This is a genomic window from Rhizobium sp. P2_G2 (assembly GCF_056403555.1).
Genome location: NZ_JBFUFF010000231.1, coordinates 1 through 3,079 on the forward strand (window position 1 = coordinate 1; position 3,079 = coordinate 3,079).

General features: G+C 61.1%; 5 protein-coding genes. 1 reads left to right on the forward strand and 4 read right to left on the reverse strand.

Annotated elements, in window-relative coordinates; all coding sequences use genetic code 11:
• Positions 1 to 533, forward strand: a 533-nt coding sequence (locus AC1D06_RS42270) for a sensor histidine kinase (protein WP_477991508.1), incomplete at its 5' end; no start/stop codon positions are given.
• A gap of 24 nt (positions 534 to 557) precedes the next feature.
• On the opposite strand, the gene AC1D06_RS42275 is transcribed toward AC1D06_RS42270, so the two are convergent.
• From AC1D06_RS42275 to AC1D06_RS42290, 4 genes are all read right to left on the reverse strand, one after another.
• On the reverse strand, positions 558 to 1,130 hold the full coding sequence (locus tag AC1D06_RS42275) for a protein tyrosine phosphatase (protein ID WP_477875633.1): 573 nt from the start codon (positions 1,128 to 1,130) through the stop codon (positions 558 to 560).
• Positions 1,131 to 1,211: 81 nt separating this feature from the next.
• Entirely contained in the window at positions 1,212 to 1,553 is a 342-nt protein-coding gene (locus AC1D06_RS42280; protein WP_477875632.1) for a tRNA-binding protein, read from the reverse strand.
• Positions 1,554 to 1,555: 2 nt separating this feature from the next.
• A complete protein-coding gene (gene proC, locus AC1D06_RS42285; protein ID WP_477875631.1) occupies positions 1,556 to 2,374 on the reverse strand; it encodes a pyrroline-5-carboxylate reductase in 819 nt (272 codons plus the stop codon).
• A complete protein-coding gene (locus tag AC1D06_RS42290; protein WP_477875630.1) occupies positions 2,371 to 2,871 on the reverse strand; it encodes a type III secretion system chaperone family protein in 501 nt (166 codons plus the stop codon). Before AC1D06_RS42290 ends, proC begins: the two co-directional genes overlap by 4 nt.
• Positions 2,872 to 3,079 lie beyond the last annotated feature (208 nt).

Below are 3,079 nucleotides of genomic sequence, written 5' to 3' on the forward strand. Positions count from 1 at the left end.
GCCCAAAAGACCTCGACGGGCTGAACCGTGACGTCGACGACATGAATTCCATGCTCGAAGGCTACCTCGATTTCGCCCGCGGCCAGACCGAAGAGCACCAGGGCGAACTCGACCTCTACCAGCTGTTCACCCAGCTCGAGCAGAGTGCGGCGCTGCATGGCAAGATGCTGACCGCCTCGATCGAAGGACAGAGCAGTGTGACGGTGCGTCCGAATGCGTTCACCCGACTGGTCACCAACCTGACGGCCAATGCCTGGCGGCATGCCAGGGAAAATATCCGCATCGAGGCACGCAATTCCAAGAAATTCCTCACCATCATCGTCGAGGATGATGGTCCCGGTATTCCGGAAGCGATGCGGGAGGAAGTGTTCAAGCCCTTCTTCCGGCTCGACGAAGCCCGCAACCTCGACGCCTCCGGCACGGGCCTGGGCCTCGCCATCGTCCGCGACATCGCCCGCGGCCATGGCGGCAATGTCACGCTGTCGGATAGCCCGCTGGGTGGGTTGAGGGCGACGGTCAGAGTGCCGGTTTAAACGCGTTCCAATCGACTTATCCGCTCAACGCCCGTAAATTTCGCACGGCACCAGTTCAAAGAACTTCCGCTTGATGTTGAAGCGGTGCAACGCCTCCATGCGGCGTGGATAGCGGGCGCGCATGGCGTCGAGCGGCGCCAGCAGCGCGCCTCCCCTGCCCCAGGTGGCATCGAGGATTTCGATGATGCGGCGGTTCGGCCAGGGCTTGTTGACGATGGAGAGGAAGGCGCCGAAAGCCTGTTCTTCCAGCCCCGGCCCGGCTCGGTGGGCGATCATCGCATAGCAGAAGGCCGTCGAGCGTGAAATGCCGGCATGGCAATGTACGAGAATGCGCGACCGCGGGCTTTCGATCGCCGGACGCACGGTGTCGAACAGGCTGCCGACAATGTCGGGAAAATGGGTGGTATCGACCGAGTTCTCCTGGTCACGCAGCCGGGCGACGATATGCTCGGCGTTGCGGATCACCGGTACATGTTCGTCAGCAATGCCGGGATCGATCAGCGACACGACATGCGTCGCCTGCCAGCGTTCGGCGACTTCCGCAGCCCTTGGCAGGCACGATACGCGAAAACGCTCATGAATAGCGCTGAGTGGCATAGCCCCCGTCTCCCCAAATCACCGACATCCGAATCTACTGCAGCAATTCGGGTAAAATGAGTCACCGTCGTGACGGATCAGTTACATCATCTTCTTGCCGTTGGGGACAGCGCGCTCCGGCTGGGCGAGCACGATGGCGCCGTTCTCGTCTTCGAAACCGAGCGTCAGAACCTCGGAACGAAAGGGACCGATCTGCCGCGGCGGAAAATTGACCACCGCCAGCACCTGCCGGCCAATCAGCGCTTCTGGCGTGTAATGCACCGTAATCTGCGCCGACGATTTCTTGACGCCGACCTCCGGTCCGAAATCGATCACGAGCTTGATCGCCGGCTTGCGTGCTTCGGGGAAGGGATTGGCCTCGACCACCGTACCGATACGAATATCGACACGCTCGAAATCGGCATAAGAAATGGTTTCCGACATCGCTATTTCGCCAGCTCTTCAGCGCGGTCGCGCGCAGCTTTGATCGCTGCATCGAACAGCGGCTGCATGCCATCTTCCGCCATCAGCACAGAAAGTGCCGCAGCCGTCGTGCCGCCAGGAGAAGTAACATTCTTGCGCAGTTCGGACGGCGCGCCGAGCGACTGATGAAGCAATTCACCAGCGCCCGACACCGTAGCCCGCGCGAGCCGCATGGCGAGGTCCGCCGGCAGGCCCAATTTATGGCCTGCCTCTGCCATGCACTCGACGAGATAGAAGACATAGGCCGGGCCGGAGCCCGAAACCGCCGTGACCGCATCGATGAGAGCCTCGTCCTCTACCCATTCGACCGGTCCCGATACGCTTAACATTGCATCGACAAGCTTGTGCTGGGCTGATGTCACGCGGCGATTGGCAAAGGCGCCGGTGACCCCGCGGCCGATCATGGCCGGCGTGTTCGGCATGGCGCGCACCATTGCCGCTTCGCCAAGATGCTCTTCCAGGAAGGCAAGCGTCTTGCCCGCGGCGATCGAGACGACGATGGTCTCAGGCCCGATCAAAGCCTTGTAAGCCGGCAGCACCTCGGCCATCACCTGCGGCTTGACCGCCACGAAGATCACGCCAGCGACGACGCCTTCCGGCGCCGTGACAACGAAACGCACACCGGCTTCAGCAAGCCGCGCCTTCATTGCTTCAGGAGGATTGGGGTCTGCGGCGATGATCGACGCCGGATCGATGCCGTTCTTCACCCAGCCAAGCGCCATGGCGCCACCCATATTGCCCGCACCGATAAGAACGATAGGGCCGGAGAGCGCCGGGATCATGCCTCACCAACGGTTTCGAACATCACCGCAGCGATCGCGCCTTGCGCACTCATGCTGGACCAGACGACGAATTGGAAAGCCTGGTAGTATGCTTCGCAGGTATCGAGCGCTTGCGATAGCAGGCTTTCCACCTGCCTCCCGGTCGGCTCCAGACCGCCGGCGAGCAGCAGCGTATGGCGGAAGATCACCATGTCGGCACGCGGCCAGACATCGAAATGGCCCATCAGCACATCGCCGTTGATATGCATCACCAGCTTGTGCACTTCGGCAAGCCGCGCCTCCGGGATTTTGAGATCGAAGGCGCAGGAAAAATGCATCTGCTCGAACTCCTCCATCCAGGCGAAGGAGACATGATAGTCGGACCATTTGCCCTCGACTGTCATGGCGATCTCGTCATCGGCCGGACGGTCAAAGGCCCAGTCGTTGCTGTCGGCAACGAACTCGATCGTGTCCACCGGATGGGACTGGCGTTCGGCTTTGACGTCAAAAAGGCTCATGCAGCACCTGATATGAGGAATCCCAAAGCGCCCGCGCCAGCCGAAGGGCTGATGCGACCGGCAAGGGGACCGGGAACTTTCCTGGACTGATCCGCGAACCGACAAGGGCAAACTAAGCTTCAAAACCTGCCCGGAACTTGCGTCATCCGCTTCGAATCATTCTGTAAATTCAGTGTATAGCGGCAGAGTCCCGACGCCAGCCCCATGG

What these genes read in the sequence shown, in the direction of transcription:
- AC1D06_RS42275 (WP_477875633.1), bottom strand. Translation starts at nt 1,130, where the DNA reads ATGCCACTCAGCGCTATTCATGAGCGTTTTCGCGTATCGTGCCTGCCA.
- AC1D06_RS42280 (WP_477875632.1), bottom strand. Translation starts at nt 1,553, where the DNA reads ATGTCGGAAACCATTTCTTATGCCGATTTCGAGCGTGTCGATATTCGT.
- proC (WP_477875631.1), bottom strand. Translation starts at nt 2,374, where the DNA reads ATGATCCCGGCGCTCTCCGGCCCTATCGTTCTTATCGGTGCGGGCAAT.
- AC1D06_RS42290 (WP_477875630.1), bottom strand. Translation starts at nt 2,871, where the DNA reads ATGAGCCTTTTTGACGTCAAAGCCGAACGCCAGTCCCATCCGGTGGAC.